This is a genomic window from Novosphingobium sp., from assembly GCF_037133355.1.
Lineage (GTDB): Bacteria > Pseudomonadota > Alphaproteobacteria > Sphingomonadales > Sphingomonadaceae > Novosphingobium.
Map to the genome: position 1 here is coordinate 184,515 of NZ_JBAXOI010000003.1, position 15,191 is coordinate 199,705.

Here is a 15,191-nt window from a genome sequence, read left to right on the forward strand (position 1 = left end):
GCTCATCCTGAGCCTGTCCTTCGACGGGCTCAGGATGAGCTCGGGGCGAACGAGGTGGGGTAAGACGCAAGCTCCGCAATGATTGCCGGATTCAGGGCTTGGTCGCCATCAGCAGCGATGCCGTCTTAGTTCCCACCCACTGGCTCATGTCCACCGCGTTGTTCACCCGGAACGGCTGCCCCGCCTTGTTGAGGAACAGCGCTTCCATTTCCTGCCGGTTGAACGGGCGCGAGCCGAGGCGGCCGAACACGGCCATCTGCCCGCCCGTCTCGTCCACGCCCCGGTCGCGGTCGAGGCCCTTGGAGAGCGCGAGGGCGGGGCTTGGGGTGTGGGCCCAGGCGATCAGTTCGGGCTTGGGTTCGGGCGAGAAGCCGTAGAAGTTGGGCTGGCTGGCCGGCGAGGTCAGCTGGAGCACCTTCACCCCGTTTATCCCGTCCGCCACATAGGCAAAGAGCGAGGCGTTGGTGGAGGCGACGATCACGTCCTCCGCATCGGTCAGCTGTCCCTCAGCCGTGAAGGCCTGATAGATCGCAGGCCGGGTCGGCGCGGTGACATCGACGATGACCAGGCCCTGCTTCTTTGCCGCGACATAGGCATAAGTGCGCGCGACATAGACGCGGCGGGCGTCTTCCAGCGGAACGGTGGCAGAGGGCACCGGCCGGGGCTTCGCCAGATCGGTAACGTCCATCAGCTCGAGGCCGTTCGCGGTCGTGACCCAGAGGTAGCGGAACTGTACCGCCGTCGCGCGCGGGTCCCTGAGCGGAACGACCGAGGTGATTTTCGGATCGAGGCAGGTCTCGCCGCCCTTTTTGTCCGACACTTCGCAAGGGGCGGCTGGCGACCACGGCTTGGTGAGGTGCACCGTCACCAGCGCCTCGTCGGTGACGATATAGGCATAGTCACCCGCAAGCGTGATGTGGCGCGCACCCTTCAGCACGCCGTCCGGATTGAAGGTCAGCGCGCGGTGGAAGAAGTTGTTGCGGAACTCGCCATCGGCCAGCGTATCGACATTGACCGCGATCAGGCCTTCCACCGCATCGGTGATGAAGGCGTAGTGGTAGATCGGCGAGAACGGCTGCTCCTGGTTCGCCTCGCGCATTTCGGGTGTGTTGCGGGTCGGCGCGATCGACTGGTTGGTGGGGAGCGCCATGCAGGTGGCGTTGGCGGTATCGACGTGGGTGTCGTGTCCGAGCGGCGAGAACGGCGCGGTCAGGATACGTTCGGAAATGCCCTTGTCGCCGATCGCGGCGATGTCATAGGCGCGAAAGCCGCCCTTGCCCTCGGCGACGAACATGTACTCGCCCCGCATCTGCAGGCAGCGCACCGGGTCGGAGGTGCCCTTGGTCACGTTGGTGAATTCCTCGCGGCCCGTGGTCTCGCCCGCGAGGTGCTTGTCGACAATCGCGCCGCGGGTCCAGTTCTTGAGTTCGCGGCCGTTCTTCTCGACATGCTGCTTGTAGAAATCGGGGTAGGCGTAGCGGTGGAGGTAGCTGCCGATCACCGCCTGCGGCTCGTCCCACTCAGTCACGCGCACCGCCTCGAACCCGCCGCCGAGCCCGAACCACGCGTTCATGCCGACAAAGTTGACGTAGTTCGTGCCGAGCAGGAGCAGCTGCGCCATGATCGCGTTGTTGTCGTCCGCTTGCGAGAGGTGGCAGTCGGTGCACTGCTTGGTTTCAGCTGTGCGCACCGTATGCGGGAAGTGCGGCGCGAAGGCCTGGCTGGAATAGCCGGGCGAGGAGATCGGCGGCTGCTGCACGTAGATCCGCTCGCGGTTGATGTTGGTCGAGGAGAGGATCAGCGCCGAGGTCGAGCGGATCGGCGCGGTGATTGCCTTCCCGGCTATCGGATTGCCTGAGGCATCGAACTGCACCGGATCGGAGCCCGAGGACTTGTTGCGCTGGTGCTTGCCCAGCTGGAACATGTCATCGCGCGCGACCTGCGGGTTATAGGTCGCGTAGTTGCGGGTGTAGTCTTCCTCGTACTTGTGCGTGGCCGACTTCCAGTTGGCCTCGATCGGCAGGTGGCAACCGGCACACGAGGTGGTCCACGAGAGGTGGCAGGTGAAGCAGGCCATGTCGTCGTCGCCATGCGCGCGCTCGGCCTTGGGCACGCCGAGCCCGAAGCGGTAGAGACCGTCGTCCGCGCCCGTCCGGCCCATGAGCTTCGCCCGCGCGGCCTTGGGATTGAACACCGGCTTGCCGCCGGGCTCGATCACGCCCTGATACTGGGGATCGACGGATTCCTTCACGAGGCTGACGCGCCAGGCCAGCTTGGGATCAATGACCGAGCGCTGGATGAGCACGCGGCGGCCGTTCTCGTTGCTCCATTCAAACCGGCGCTGGCCATCGGCATTGCGCAGGAGCGACAGGTTCTCGCCCTTCTCCGGCGCGGCGAGGTTCGAGGTCATCAGGGTGGGATAGGCGTCGGGCGTGCCGTGGCAGTCCTTGCAGCCGATCGAGACCGCGTTGGCGACCTCGCCGTAGATGAGCCCGTTGCCGTGGCTGTCTGAAGCGAAATGGCAATCGGCGCACTGCATGCCGAGCTGCGCGTGGATATCCATCATGTGGACCGACTTGCCGGGGCCCACCGGTCCGGGCTCGACGAACTTGCCCTCGCCAGCCTTGCGCCACTTTTCGGGATCATCGGGCGAGATGATGTGCGCCGTGTCGGTGCCGTAGGTCGACATGTCGCCCTGAGCATCGAGCAGGTTGCCGCGCCGATCGCGCTTCAGGATCGCGCGGAAGTTCCAGCCGTGGCCGTGGTAGTCGGCGAACTGGGTGTCCTTGTTGTCCTTGTTGAGATCGTAGACGTTGCGCAGGAATTCGACATCGCGCCACAAGCCGTGAGTGCTCGCGCCCTCGGGGTTGCGGTCTAGCACCTCGCGCGCTTCCGCCATGTTGGGGCGGAACTGCTTCTTGAAGGCGCGGTTCCAGTCGGCATCCGAGACGCCGGCGGGCCTCGGCGAGGTGTTCTCCGGCCCGGGCCACATGCGCGGCGCATCGGATTCGTAATCCCACATCGTGTAGCCGAGGAACGAGTTCAGGAAGATGTTGGGCTGGTGCATGTGGCAGTTCATGCACTGGGCCGTGGGGATCGCGCGGGTGAAGGCGTGGACCAGCGGGTGGCCGCGTTCGCGTTCGGCCATCGGGACGGGGCCCGCAGCATGCCCGCCATGATCAAGCCCGGCAGCGGCATGCGCTTCGGCCTGGCTCATCTTGTGGTCGTCCATCGTGCCGTGGGGCGCGGGGCCTTCGGCCGGCGCATATACCAGCTGCTCGGCCGACTGGATCGCGCGGGCGCAATCGCCTTCGCGGTCGGCGGATTCCTCGGGGTCGGTTGCGTCCCCGCCCATGTACTTGCCGCGCCCGCCAAGGACGGTGCCGCGCACCCGGTCGTGGTGCTCGGCCTTGGCCGCATCGTAGGTGCCATAGGCGCCGGCGCGATGCTCGCCTTCGCGCAGGGAGTTGATCGTCGGGTCCGCCGTGATCGTCTGCCCGTCGCGCCCGCACCTGGCGTAGTTCATGCTGTGGCGCGGTTCACGGTCGTTGGCGTAGATCACATGGCAGGAGGCGCAGCCCGACGAGCGGTAGTCGCCCGGCTGATCATTGGTGCCCATCTGGAACAGGAACGGATCGTTGAGCCGGGTCTTGTGGATGTTCAGCACCGGGATCGCGACGCGCAGGCCCGTGGCGGGGCCGCGGTTCGATTGCTTGAGGTCCGGACGGCCGGGCTCTTCCAGCCGCTGGATGAGGCCGGTCGAGTTGGGCAGGCCGATTTCAGGGAACTGCGGGTTGATCGTGCGCCCGCCATCCTCGAACACGCGGAAGATATCGCCCGGCGGGATCGTGTGCCACTTGGGCAGCGGATAGAGGATGGGAAGCGCGCCGCGCGCCTTCTCGGCAGGCGTCACTGTTCCCCACATCGGCTTGCCATCGGGGCCGATCTGCCTGGAGGCGGACTTGAGCAGAGCGGGCTCACCCTGGCGCGTGAAGCTTTCGCCGAACATGTAGTTTTTGAACGGCACGATGCCGTTGTTGTAGGCCGCCCCGCCCCAGAGCATCGCGCCGGTGCTCATCAGCGAGCGCTCGGACGCCTCGATGATCGACATGTGGCAGGCACCGCAGGAATCGCGCGCGACACGGTAGTCCGAAGGATTGACGAAGCGGATGAACTCGGGGCTTTCCTTGGCGAGCAGCGCATAGGAGCGCTTGGGGTTGGCCGAGCTCGGCCAGTTCCACGCCGCCGGGAAGCGCGGCAGGACATGCGCGTCCTTCATCGCGGCGACATAGTCCATCGAGCCGCGGTTCCAGCTGCGGTCGGCCGCGATCTTGCTGTTGCCGCCATGGCAATCGACGCAGGCCAGCACCACAGCGGGGCTCGCGTGCATGGTGCGGTGATCGCTCTTGGTGTGACAGCTCACGCAGCCCGCGTTTGCCTTGTCGACATAGGCCCATTGCTCGGCTGCCGTCTCGCCGGGCTGGCCACGCGGCGCGGGCGGAGCGCGCATATGCGTGATCTTCTGCGCGATCTCCTCGCCAGAGGCCCAGAGCGCGGTCGGCAGACCCAGCCCCGCCACGAGCAGCACCAGCCAGATCAGGAGCGTCTTGCGCTTGGAAGGAGGTGCGGCGTGCATGATCGGTGAGCTGCCCATCAGAACGAAAGGGTCGCATTGGCAAGGACGGAATAGAATTGCCGCCCATGGCCACGCTTGTCGAACAGGTCGCGGAAGCCCGGGCCGGCCTTGAGCACCGCGCCCGAGAGACGGAACACCACGTTCTGCGCAGCCTTGGGCCGCCAGGTCGTGGCCATCGAGAGGTCCCAGCCGATGGTCTTGGGGATCGAGCCTTCGTTGCGCAGCACCTGCAGCACCTTCGTATTGGCAAACCACAGATGATTGGCATTGGCCGACACGCGCAGATTGGGCGTCAGATCGAAATCACCGCCAAGCCCCGCGAGCGCAGTGCCGGGGTTGATGAAGTTCGACTGGCCCTGCTCCTTGGATGAGCGCAGCGAATTGAGAATGCCGTTTCGCCCGTTGATCGAGATCACCCTGCCGCCGCCCGCAAACGGGATCGTCTGTCGGATCCAGTAGGAAGTGTCGGCACCGGCGAACTGCGGGTTCTCGAAAATCGCGTCGAAGCCCTTCTCGACATTGTCGTAAGGGTTGCTGTCGCCGCTGGCATAGAGGGCCGAGGCGCGGATGCGGGCCCAGTTCCTGTCATAGCTGAGCTCGGCTGCACCAAAGAAGGCGCGGATCTTGGCGGGCTCGCTGGTGAGGTAGTTGTTCCGGTCGCGGCCGAAGGCGCCGTAGACCTGACCCGTCAGGTTGAGACGGCCGATGTGCCCGTCCACCCCGTAACCGAGGTAGAGCACGTTGTAGGTGCGCGGCCGCAGATCACCCAGCAGCGCGGGCCGCACAGGAAAGCCGTTGGCATCGGTGGTGATGCGCCGCTCGCGGTTGAGGTTGTAGGTCGCCGAGAGCTGGCTGGTCAGGCCGATCACCGGGAAATCCTGGCGGTAGAGATTGGCGGTGAGGATCCAGTCCTTACGCAGCGGCGCGGCGATGTTGTTGAGCCCGGAATTGGTTTCCTTCTCGATCCGCCAGAACGCCGCGACATTGAACTGTACGCGGTTGTTGTCGCGGTTGCCGAACAGGCGCACGCCCAGCTGGTTGTCGTTGAACAGGAACCCGCGGAAGTCCGACTGGAACGGCTGGATGCCGGCGCGCAGGCTCATGAAGTCGAAGCGCTTGGTATCGAACCGGCCAAGGTGATAGTCGATGAAGGCTTCCTGCAGCCCGATGAAGCCGTCGGTGCGCTTGGTGCCCTTCGAGGGCTCGACATAGAGCACGCGCCGCTCGGGCACTTCGACATGGTTGATGTTGCCCGCGATCGCCACGCGGTATTCGACCACCGGCGGCTTGAATGCGGTCTCGCCCTTGAGCAGCGAGAACCCGGCGATGAAGGTCTGCGAGAGGACCAGACTCTTGGACCGTCCGAAGGTGTCGTTGGAATCGGGCGTGGTCGTCGTCTGGTTGCCGACGGGGATGGGGAAGCTGCGCGGCTCGATCACGGTGTCGGAAACACCATTGGCCACGAAGAACCAGTCATCGCCCTTGAGGAAGCCTGGCTTCTTGCCAGCCGCCAGCGGCCGGTCACCCTTCAGGGTGCTGTGGTGGAAGGGATCGAGCTGCGAATGGCACATGTAGGCGAGGCGCGGGAACAGCGTGTACAGCGCGGTGTTGATCCTGCCGGTCGCGGTGTCCTTCTTCGGACAGAGCGAGGACGTGATCCGCCAGCGATCCGGCACGCCTGTATCGACCACGAGATCGGACGGGCTGCCCTCGCCGTCCCACTTGTCGTAGAAAGCTTCGGGCGGGGGCGCGTTGACGGCGCCGGGGTTGTCTTGCTCGACCCGGTCGGGCAGCGTCTTCTGGTAGCCGGGCCGGCGGCGTCCATCGATCAGCGCGCCGTCGGCGGTAGTGGGCTCCGCAGCAGGCTGGGCGGAGGTTGCGGCCTCGGTGGCCTGGGCCGCGGGCGCCGGGCCCGTCGGCGCGGTGGCGCCGGCCGCCGGGGCTGCCATGGCGAGCACCGCCGCAAAGAGGGACGCCAGCAGCTTCACAGCCCCTCGCAGACGTTCTGCGCCGAGGTATCGAGGAAGGGCGCAAACGGGCAGTTCACGAAGCGCAGCCGCACGCCAACGCCCACTTTGACCACGATCCGGTCGGAGCGCATGGCCGCGGGGGCGTTGCCGATCCCGCCGGCCTTCTTGCCGCCGTTGTTCGCGCCAAGAAAGGCGATCATGTCATCCTGATCGATACCGTCGCCCGAGACGCCGATGGCGCCGACAAGCGCATTGCCGCGGTAGATCGGCACCGCGCCGGGAAAGATCTGGATGCCGTTTGCCAGCCGCTGCTGGCCATTGGGCGCCGTCGGCACGTTGCTGCAGCGATCTGCCCCCAGCGTCTGCGCAATCAGGGCGGTCTGGAGACCCGTGGCGAAGGGGCTGAACTGCGCGATCGGGCGCGAGAGCGGGCCATTGGGCCGCCCCACTTCGCCATCGGGGAAATAGGGACGCGCCAGATTGCCTATGGAGCGCGCGCTGAACGCGGTCTTGCCGGTCAGCGCGGCGCTGTCATCCAGGAAAGCACGGGTCGCCGCCACGGTGGGCGCTACGCTCGCATCGGGATCGGCGAGCAGCAGCGCGCCGGCCTTCGGGTTCGAAAAGAACGCGGCGGTACGCGCCTTCTGCAGCGAGACGTCGGTGCCGAAGACCGGCGCATCGGGGCTGCGCACGAGGCCGAGTACCGTGCCCCAGCTGTCCACCACCGAGATCGTGACCTGAGCCGGCGCATCGAGCGGGCGGCGGATCTGCGCGCGCGCCCGGCTCATCACCTTGAACCCTTCCTCAAGCACCGCACGCACTTCGGCCGCTGAAAGCGCGGTGCCGACTTCGGCGCCATCAGCCCCGCCCCGGATCGGGAAGCGGTTTACCCCGCGCCCATTGCTCAGCACGAAAGCCTCGGGATTGCTGAACTCGCTGGCCTTGGCAAAGCGGATGCCGCTGCGCTCGCTGCCATAGGCGGCGCCGGGCAGGATCGCGTCGCCGGCATAGAAGCCCGCTACCGAGAGGAGCGCGCCTGCCCCGGTGCCGAGTGCGGCAAAGCTCGACTGCAGGGGGTGAAGCTGGCTGACCGTCGCATCGGAAAAGCGCAACGTCGAGCCATCGACCGGGATGCGATCAGCACGGATTGCGACCGGCGGGGCAAAGCCCTGGAGCCCGGCAAGCGCGATCGCTTCATCCAGATCCTTGTCGAAATCCAGCACGTTGGGATCGAAACCGTAGACACCGTCTGACATTATCCCCACACCGCCGACCACCACGCCCTTCTTGTAAAGCGGCAGCCCGCCCGGATCGGCAGCAAGGCCGAGCGGCGAACGCTTGGGGCCGATCATTGCGGAGGGCGCAGCGGCAGAACCGGGAAAGCGCGTGTTGAGATCGGAGCAGGGCAACTGGCTGAACTGCACCCCGAACAGCGGTCCACTTTCCAAACCCGGTGTCGAGGGCGCAGGCGGGAAGTGCTGCTGCACGATCATGCTGGCCGTGCGCGTCGAAAAGGCGTTGCCGCTGGACGAGAGATAGGCCGCGGTGACCGCCTTGGCGATGGCACCGGCCTCGGAAGGGAATATCGTTGCCGGAAGCTGGGTCGGCGCGGTGATGCGCATCGTGGTTGCCGCACCGGTCATCCGGTAGACCGCGAGCACATTGCCCACCCGGTCGACCACCGCGATGGTCGCCTTGGCACCGCGCGCCTTGGCCTCTCCGACCGCCTGCGCGATGACCTTCTGCACGTCCGCAACGGTGAGCGCCTGGCGCGAGGGGGCCTTGTAGACCGCTGCGTAGGCGCTGCCCGCCGCTATCGGCGCAAGCCCCGACAAGACCATCCCGACGAGCGCCAGCCATGCGGCCAGATGCGCGGCGAGATGCCTTGGCAGGGTGCGAGAGCCCATCAGCGCAGGCTCCGGATCGAGCGCACCGCGCCGCCCAGCGCGCGGCGGAAGGCGATCGGCTGGAAACCATTGGGATCGCGCACTGCGGCATAGGCCTGGTTGATCTGGATGCGCAGGTTGGCCGCCCCGGCCGCAGTGACCATGCCGGAGTTGACCATGCCGTTCAGCAGCGTGTCGAGCGCCATGACCGACTGGACCGAACCTGCATAGTCGGTGAAGCGCTCGGAAATCGCATCGCTGGCGATGGTGTCGATCACCGCGAAGGCCTGATCGCGGCTGAAGGCGGTCGTGGCAAAGCGCGCCGAAAGCGCTTCGGCCGCTTGCCGCAGCGCCTGCGCGGCGGCCACCGTTTCAGAGCGGCCCGCGCCCATCGCGCGGTGGAAGGCCTTGGAGCGCGCATCGAAGGTCGCCGCCTCGGCGGGCGCCGCTACGCGCGCGGCGGCGAGCAGCAGGATCATGTTCTCGTCGTTGTAGGGCGGCATGCCTGCGTGGATCGGCCGGCCCGGATTGGGGACAGCGGACAGGTTCGCCTCGTCGCTGTCGTAGATGCGGCGGTGGCACGAGTGGCAATCGTAGAAGGTGAATTCGGGAAACACGCCGTCGTTCGCCTTGGCGGGCTGCATGTAGAGCGCGAGGCTGCGCGAGACCGCCTCGGCCTGCCCGATCGCCCACATCTGCATCGAATTGGTCTTATGGCCCTTGCGCTCGACGTAGTCCGCATCCTCGTCGTGGTGCTGCTGCAGCGTGCTGAACAGATCGAGTTCGAAGGAGATGCGCGGGTGACCGGCGGCCATGATCCGGTGCGCGATGAACTGGCCCTGCCCGTCCCCCGAAAGGTGGCAATCGAGGCACACGCCGGCGCGGACTCGGGGGGTGGTGAGGTCGGTCATGCCTTGCGCCACATTGCGGGCGTGGCTGGTGCCGACGGTGTAGTGGGTGGCGAGCCAGCCGCCGCTGGGGCCGGCGCCGGAGTTGCCGTGGCAAGCCTCGCAATCGACCCCGTCGGCGAGTTTGGCGGCGCCATTCGAGGCGTGGCAGCCGGCGCATTCGCGCACCAGACCTGCGCTGTCGAGCCCCAGACGACGGGCAATCGCCTGCCCCCGCGGCTCGCCGATCACGCGCCACGCGCGGCTGTGCGCGCCGGTGGGGGAGCTTTCCTCCTGCCAGCGCATGAGTTCATCCTGCCGGACGGGCGTGCCGCTGGCGACGCTGCGGCCATGACAGGTCGATCCGGCACAGGTCGCGACACCCATGTGTGCACGCAGGCTACCGGCCTCGCCCCCCGCCTCGGCCTGCAGCGGCGCCGGGCGCAGCGCAAGCGCACTGCCGAGCGCGAGCACGGCTATCGCCAGACACAGCATGCCTGCCAGAAGCGGGGTTCCAGCCCCGCCGCGAAGGGCAGTCCCAAGGGACCGCGCCAGTGTCGAAATGCCCCGCATTGCCCCTCGTTTCGTACGCCCGGCACATGCTGCGGAGGAGCATTTTTGCACCCTCACCGCGCGCCGGGCTAAACCATAGTAAGGCGACCGTTAAAATTGGTTACGTCACCAGGCGCTTGCCATTCAAGCGGGTAATCACCCCCTGCGCCGCTTTTGCAAGACCCTGGCGAGGCCCTGTCCCGCTGCGGGACGGCGGGGCCCCGGCAGGCGGGATCAGGCGCGGCGGATCACGAGATTGCGGATCTCGCTCATGTCCTCCATCGCGAAACGGATACCTTCACGGCCGAGCCCGGAATCCTTCACCCCGCCATAGGGCATGTTGTCGACCCGGTAACTTGAGACATCGTTGACCACGACACCGCCGACATCGAGGCCGTCCCAAGCCTCAAGTACCTTGTGAATATCCCGCGTGAAGATACCGGCTTGCAAGCCGAATTTGCTGTCGTTCACTTCCTCGAGCGCTTCGTTCCAATCGCTGAAGCTCGAGAGGATCACGACCGGGCCGAAGGCTTCCTCGGTGTAGACTGCCATGTCGCGGCTGCAGCCTTCGAGCAAGGTGGCCTCGAGCATCGCCCCTTCGCAGCCCCCGCCTGCAAGCAAGGTCGCGCCTCCGGCCACGGCCTCCTCGATCCAGGCCTTGAGCCGCTGCGCTTCCTTGGCCGAGATCATCGGCCCGATGAAGGTATCGCGCATCTTGGGATCGCCGGAGATAAGGGTTTTTACTTTGGCAGCCAGCATGTTGCGGAAGGTTTCGTAGATGCTTTCGTGGATGATCACGCGCTGCACATGGATGCACGATTGGCCCGATTGGTAGTACCCGCCGAACACGATCCGGGCGAGCGCATGATCGAGATCGGCATCGGCATCGACGATCACCGCCGCATTGCCGCCGAGTTCGAGCACAACCTTTTTCTTGCCCGCCTTGGCCTTGAGCTCCCAGCCGACCCCGGGCGAACCGGTGAACGAGAGCAGCTTCAGGCGTTCGTCGGTGGTGAACAGGTCCGCGCCGGCGCGGCTTGCGGGGAGAATCGAAAACGCGCCCTCGGGCAGCACGTCGCATTCGGCGAGAACCTCGCCCATGATGATCGCGCCGAGCGGTGTGAGGCTCGCCGGCTTCATCACGAAGGGGCAGCCCATCGCGATGGCGGGTGCGATCTTGTGGGCTGCAAGGTTGAGCGGGAAGTTGAACGGCGAGATGAAGCTGCATGGCCCGATCGGCACGCGCTTCCACATCCCCATGTAGCCCTTGGCGCGCGGGCTGATATCGAGCGGCTGGACCTCGCCGTAATTGCGGGTCGCCTCCTCGCTGGCGATGCGGAACGTATCGATCAGGCGGCCAACTTCGCCTTCCGCATCGGCGATAGGTTTGCCAGCCTCGACACACAGGGAATATGCCAATTCATCAAAGCGTTCGGCGAAACGTTTGACACAATGCGCGAGGACATCGCGCTTCTCGTAACTCGCCAGCCGCGCCATTGGCTCGGCCGCGCGGACGGCACCGGCGATCGCCTCGTCGATCACGTCGGGCGTTGCCAGCGCGGTGCGGAATGCGATCTCGCCGGTGAACTTGTCCGTCACGGCAAGGTCGGTGTTGGGCTGCACCGCCTTGTTGTTGAGATAGAGCGGGTAGACGTCTTTGAGCTTGGTCATGGCGTACTCCCCCCTCCCGAATGCGGGAGGGGTTGGGGATGGGCAGGTGGGAGGGGAACCTTTACAGTGCCTTGGACAGTGCCTTGATATCCTTGTTGAGGATCTGGTCGTTCTCCGAATAATCGACCGGGCAATCGATCAGGTGGACGCCGGGCGTGCTGTTGCAATGCGCAAGCAGTTCCTTGAGATGCGCAGCGCTCTCCACCCGGTGACCGATCGCACCGTAGCTTTCGGCGTACTTCACGAAGTCCGGGTTGCCATAGGTCAGCCCGAAATCGACAAAGCCCATGTTGGCCTGCTTCCAGCGGATCATGCCGTAGCTGCTGTCGTTGAGGATCAGCACGGTGAGATTGAGGCCGAGGCGCACCGCGGTTTCCATCTCCTGGCTGTTCATCATGAAGCCGCCGTCGCCGCAAATCGCCATGACCTTGCGCTCGGGATAGATCATCGCGCTCATCATGGCCGAGGGCAGCCCTGCCCCCATCGTGGCAAGTGCGTTGTCGAGCAGCACGGTGTTGGGGCGGTATGCGGTATAGCCGCGCGCAAACCAGATCTTGTAGACCCCGTTGTCGAGGCAGATGATCCCGTCATCGGGCATCGCCGCGCGGATCTCGCTGACGAGGTGCGGCGGGAAGATCGGGAAGCGCGCATCGGCCGCCAGCGGGGCCGTGTGGGCAACTTCGGCCGCGCGGTAGGACAGGAGCTTCTCGCAGGTCCAGCTGCCGTTGGGGACAATGTCCTCCTTCATCTGCCAGATCGCGTTGGCGATATCGCCGATGACCTCGATATGCGGGAAATAGACCGGGTCGACTTCGGCGGTCTTGGACGAGACGTGAATCACCGTCGGCCCGCCGTCACGCATGAAGAATGGCGGCTTTTCAATCACATCATGGCCAATGTTCACAATGCAGTCGGAGTCCTCGATCGCGCGGTGAACGAAGTCGCCCGCCGAAAGCGCGGCGCAGCCGAGGAACTTGGGATGCCGCTCGTCGATCACGCCCTTGCCGAGCTGGGTGGTGAGGAAGGGAATGCCGGTCTTCTCGACGAACTGGAGCAGCATGCGCCCCGTCATCGTGCGGTTGGCGCCGGCGCCGATCACCAGCACAGGCGACTTGGCCGCCTCAAGCGCGTTCACTGCCTGCCGAACCGACTTGGGATCGGCGCTGGGGCGGCGGACCATCGAGCGCTTGAGCGGCCGGGCATCGGTGTGCTCGTCGGCGATGTCCTCGGGCAGCTCGATGTGAGTCGCGCCGGGCTTCTCCTCCTCGGCAAGGCGATAGGCCTCGCGCACGCGGCTCGGGATATTGTCCGAGCTTGCCATCTGATGGGTAAACTTGGTGATCGGACCCATCATCGAGACGACATCGAGGATCTGGAAACGGCCCTGCTTCGATTTCTTGATCGGCTTCTGGCCGGTGATCATCAGCATCGGCATACCGCCGAGCGTCGCATAGGCCGCCGCAGTCACGAAATTGGTCGCACCCGGCCCGAGCGTCGAGATGCACACGCCGGTCTTGCCGGTATGGCGGCCATAGGTTGCGGCCATGAAGCCTGCGCCCTGTTCGTGCCGGGTCAGGATCAGCTTGATCTTGGTCGAGCGAGACAGCGAGTCGAGGAAATCGAGATTCTCCTCCCCGGGTACGCCGAAGATGTACTCGCAGCCTTCTTCCTCAAGGCATTCGATAAACAGGTCGGACGCTTTTTTGCCGCTACCTTCGGTCATGCTATTGCTCCCCCGCGAGGAGCCCGCGAACCGCTCGCCTCCCCCTCAGAATGATGGTGACCCGACCCTCTGGCGGTTGCAGCATGGCGCATGCACTGCCTTGGCCCGGAGGGGTAACAAAGGCCTGCGCCAGAGTCACCCCATAGGTTTGGACCTCAGTAGCCGAGCACGAAATCGACCTGCGGCCAGAGCGGCTCGCCGCGCCCGTAGCGGCCAAGATTGTCGAGGAAACGCGCGGCGGCGCGCTTGAACATCTTGGCCTGTGCGCGACCGGAAAGATGCATCGTCACATGTGCATTCGGCAGGCTCCACAGCGGGTGGTCTACCGGAAGCGGCTCGGGCGTGGTCACATCGAGGAACGCGCCGCCGATGCGCTTTTCGGTGAGCGCAGCGATCAGCGCGTCCTGATCGACCACACTGCCGCGGGCGACATTGACCAGCACCGCCGACGACTTCATCGCGGCAATCTCGGCGGCGCCGATCATGCCTTCGGTCTCCACCGTGCCGGGCACCGCAAGGATGATCCAGTCGAACTCGCCAAGCCGCGCCCGCCATTGGTCCGGGGCCAGCGTGCCCTCGCCCGGGGTGCGCCGCACTTTCACGACCTCGACATCGAAGCCCTGCAGCATCCGGTCAACCCGCTGGCCAATCTCGCCATAACCCAGAATCAGCGCCCTGGTGTCCGCAAGCTCGAGCTTGCCCGGCGAGTCCATCAGCCACTCGTGCCGATCCTGCGCGCGGACCACCTCGCGGTAGCCCTTGGCCATGTTAAGCATGCCCATCACCACATACTCCGCGATGGTCACGGCATTGATGCCAGCGCCATTGGTCATGACCACGCCGCGCTCCGCCATCAGCGATAGCGGCAGGCCGTCCACCCCGGCATAGATGCTGGTGAGCCACTTGAGCCTGGTCGCCAGCGTGATCGCCTCGGCCATGGGTGCGGTATCTTCCAGATCGAACCAGCCGATTTCGGCTTCCGGCGCCATTTCCATGAGCTCGGCCGTATGGCGAAAGAAGCGCGGCTCGATCCAATCCGGCAGGTGCGGCTGGATCATCGGCGCGGCAAGCGCGTTCATTACAAGAATGGTCTTGGCAGGCGTTGTCATTGGCGGTCCGCTCCGGCAGTCTGGTTTCTCGGCACGATAGCGGGGAGCGGGACAACGTGAAGCGAATGTTTGCCAGTCTGGCGCTTGTGGCCAGCCTGCTCCCGGGGCTCGCCGCCGCGCAGGAGGAAGTGATCGTCACGGCGCAGCGTCGCTCGGCGGATAACTACACCGACACCAAACCGGCGGTAGGCCTCAAACGGACGGCCGATTTCGCGGTACAGGAAGTGACGATCGCCGGCGACACACGCGATCCCGACGCTCGCTCGAACGAGATCTACGCGACGCTGGCCAATGCGATCGCGCAGGCGCCGAAGTCCGGCGTGCAGCTTGCTTATGGCGAGCTGACGATTCAGCCCGTCACGCTCCGGAACTACCGCGACCTTACCCTCAAGCGCGACAGTCGGCCTGATTCCCAGAAGGTGACACTGTTGATCAAGGCGCCGCTGCAAAACGGCCGCGATGCGCAGGCCGCGCAGGCCGCGATCACCGCTTTCGTCAAGGCGGTGAAGCCGGTGGGCCGGGCGCTGATGGAAACGAACGACGACCTGACGTTCTCGATCGTCGATCCCGACCAGTACCGCTCCGCGATTGCCGATGTGATCGCGGCGGATGGCAAGGCCATGGCCGCCAAGCTGGGGCCGGACTACGGCGTGGAGATCGAGGGGCTCAACCGTCCGGTGGAATGGGCGCGTGCGGGGCTGTCCGAAGTACTGCTCTACATTCCCTACAAGCTGGTGATCGTGCCGAAGCGGTAGGC

At 65.6% G+C, this 15,191-nt stretch carries 8 protein-coding genes; 1 reads left to right on the forward strand and 7 read right to left on the reverse strand.

The features are described from left to right. Positions 1–91: 91 nt before the first annotated feature. The 7 genes from WCL10_RS05045 to WCL10_RS05075 all read right to left on the reverse strand — a co-directional run bounded on the left by WCL10_RS05045 (position 92) and on the right by WCL10_RS05075 (position 14,434). Entirely contained in the window at positions 92–4,654 is a 4,563-nt protein-coding gene (locus WCL10_RS05045; protein WP_336894535.1) for a hypothetical protein, read from the reverse strand. Further along, a complete protein-coding gene (locus tag WCL10_RS05050) occupies positions 4,654–6,624 on the reverse strand; it encodes a hypothetical protein (RefSeq protein WP_336894536.1) in 1,971 nt (656 codons plus the stop codon). Before WCL10_RS05050 ends, WCL10_RS05045 begins: the two co-directional genes overlap by 1 nt. Next, complete coding sequence (locus WCL10_RS05055) at positions 6,621–8,447, reverse strand: heme-binding protein (protein ID WP_336894612.1); 1,827 nt, start codon at positions 8,445–8,447, stop codon at positions 6,621–6,623. The genes WCL10_RS05050 and WCL10_RS05055 overlap by 4 nt, the downstream gene beginning before the upstream one ends. A gap of 65 nt (positions 8,448–8,512) precedes the next feature. Continuing rightward, positions 8,513–9,952 carry a multiheme c-type cytochrome gene (locus WCL10_RS05060; protein WP_336894537.1) on the reverse strand — a complete coding sequence of 480 codons (1,440 nt, stop codon included), beginning with the start codon at positions 9,950–9,952 and terminating at the stop codon, positions 8,513–8,515. Positions 9,953–10,165: 213 nt separating this feature from the next. Next, the gene (locus WCL10_RS05065) at positions 10,166–11,602 is read right to left on the reverse strand and encodes an aldehyde dehydrogenase family protein (RefSeq protein WP_336894538.1); all 1,437 of its coding nucleotides are present in this window, start codon (positions 11,600–11,602) and stop codon (positions 10,166–10,168) included. 61 nt (positions 11,603–11,663) lie between these two features. Then, positions 11,664–13,325, reverse strand: coding sequence for an acetolactate synthase large subunit (locus WCL10_RS05070; RefSeq protein ID WP_336894539.1), 1,662 nt, complete (start codon positions 13,323–13,325; stop codon positions 11,664–11,666). Between the two features lie 155 nt (positions 13,326–13,480). Then, complete coding sequence (locus WCL10_RS05075) at positions 13,481–14,434, reverse strand: D-2-hydroxyacid dehydrogenase (protein ID WP_336894540.1); 954 nt, start codon at positions 14,432–14,434, stop codon at positions 13,481–13,483. Between the two features lie 65 nt (positions 14,435–14,499). On the opposite strand from WCL10_RS05075, the gene WCL10_RS05080 reads away from it, so the two are divergent. Then, positions 14,500–15,189 carry a TonB-dependent receptor gene (locus WCL10_RS05080; RefSeq protein ID WP_336894613.1) on the forward strand — a complete coding sequence of 230 codons (690 nt, stop codon included), beginning with the start codon at positions 14,500–14,502 and terminating at the stop codon, positions 15,187–15,189. The last annotated feature ends 2 nt before the right edge of the window (positions 15,190–15,191 follow it).

Bases quoted from the DNA above. Each gene is read 5' to 3' on its own strand.
- WCL10_RS05045 (WP_336894535.1), bottom strand. From the start codon at position 4,654: ATGGGCAGCTCACCGATCATGCACGCCGCACCTCCTTCCAAGCGCAAG.
- WCL10_RS05055 (WP_336894612.1), bottom strand. From the start codon at position 8,447: ATGGTCTTGTCGGGGCTTGCGCCGATAGCGGCGGGCAGCGCCTACGCA.
- WCL10_RS05060 (WP_336894537.1), bottom strand. From the start codon at position 9,952: ATGCGGGGCATTTCGACACTGGCGCGGTCCCTTGGGACTGCCCTTCGC.
- WCL10_RS05065 (WP_336894538.1), bottom strand. From the start codon at position 11,602: ATGACCAAGCTCAAAGACGTCTACCCGCTCTATCTCAACAACAAGGCG.
- WCL10_RS05070 (WP_336894539.1), bottom strand. From the start codon at position 13,325: ATGACCGAAGGTAGCGGCAAAAAAGCGTCCGACCTGTTTATCGAATGC.
- WCL10_RS05075 (WP_336894540.1), bottom strand. From the start codon at position 14,434: ATGACAACGCCTGCCAAGACCATTCTTGTAATGAACGCGCTTGCCGCG.
- WCL10_RS05080 (WP_336894613.1), top strand. From the start codon at position 14,500: ATGTTTGCCAGTCTGGCGCTTGTGGCCAGCCTGCTCCCGGGGCTCGCC.